1 protein-coding gene is annotated in these 939 nt (G+C 70.0%); it reads right to left on the bottom strand.

Translation table 11 applies throughout. The features are described 5' to 3' along the window. Positions 1–24: 24 nt before the first annotated feature. A protein-coding gene (locus tag ABFX46_RS43315; RefSeq protein WP_346050460.1) for an IS5 family transposase occupies positions 25–862 on the bottom strand; the annotation gives its coding sequence in 2 pieces (ribosomal slippage) (positions 25–262 and positions 261–862; 840 coding nt in all). Positions 863–939 lie beyond the last annotated feature (77 nt).

Below are 939 nucleotides of genomic sequence, written 5' to 3'. Positions count from 1 at the left end.
AGTGCGTGTTTGAGAAGGGTCTCGTTATAGGTATTCGAGAGGGCGTGGGGCTTGGCGGACGGCGGGCTGCCCACCCCGTGCCAGGCGGCGGGTCATGAGGCCGATGGCGGCCCAGCGGATCATGGCTTCGCTGGTGGCGGGGTGGCGTTCGTAGTCGCGGGCCAGCCGCCGGTGCGCGGTGAGCCAGGCCAGCGTCCGTTCGACCGCCCACCTGCGGGGCAGCACGGCGAACCCCTTCTGGTCTGCGGGCTTGCGGACGATCGATCGTGGTGCGCAGGGTCTGGGCGGCCCAGCCGACCAGCCGTCCGGCGAATCCGGCGTCGGCGAACACGAACCGGCAGTTCGGAGAGGCGAGGTAGAGGCCCGGCAGCGTGCCCTTGGCGCCGTCGCGGTCCTGCACGCTGGCGGCGCACACGGTCACCGTGATGAGCAGGCCGAGGGTGTCGGTGACGATGAAGCGCTTGCGTCCGGCCACTTTCTTGCCCGCGTCGTACCCGCGGGTGTCCCGGCCGACGGTGTCGGCGGCCTTGACGCTCTGGGAGTCGATGATGGCCGCGCTGGGGTCTGCGTCGCGGCCCTCGGCCTGGCGGATCTGCTGGCGCAGCATGTCCAGCATCCGCAGCGTGACCCGCTGCTTCTCCCACCGCACGAAGTACCAGTACACCGTCTGCCAGGGCGGGAAGTCGGCGGGCAACTGCCGCCAGGCGCAGCCGGTCCGCACCACGTACAGCACCGCGTCCACGATCTCGCGCCGCGAGTGCTTCTCCGGACGGCCGCCGCTGTCGGCAGGCGGCAGCAGCGGCTCGACCAGCGCCCACTCCTCATCGGTCAGGTCCGAGGGGTAACACGACGTCCGAGCCATCGCCACACCGTGCACGAAGCGGCACACGACATCACGCAGCCACACCGACCGAGATCAACTTCTCAAACACGCACTAA

It is taken from the genome of Actinomadura chokoriensis (assembly GCF_039529475.1).
Classification (GTDB): Bacteria; Actinomycetota; Actinomycetes; order Streptosporangiales; family Streptosporangiaceae; genus Spirillospora; species Spirillospora bangladeshensis.
Note: the sequence above shows the minus strand (reverse complement) of the source record. Positions and strands in the feature narration are given on the sequence as shown.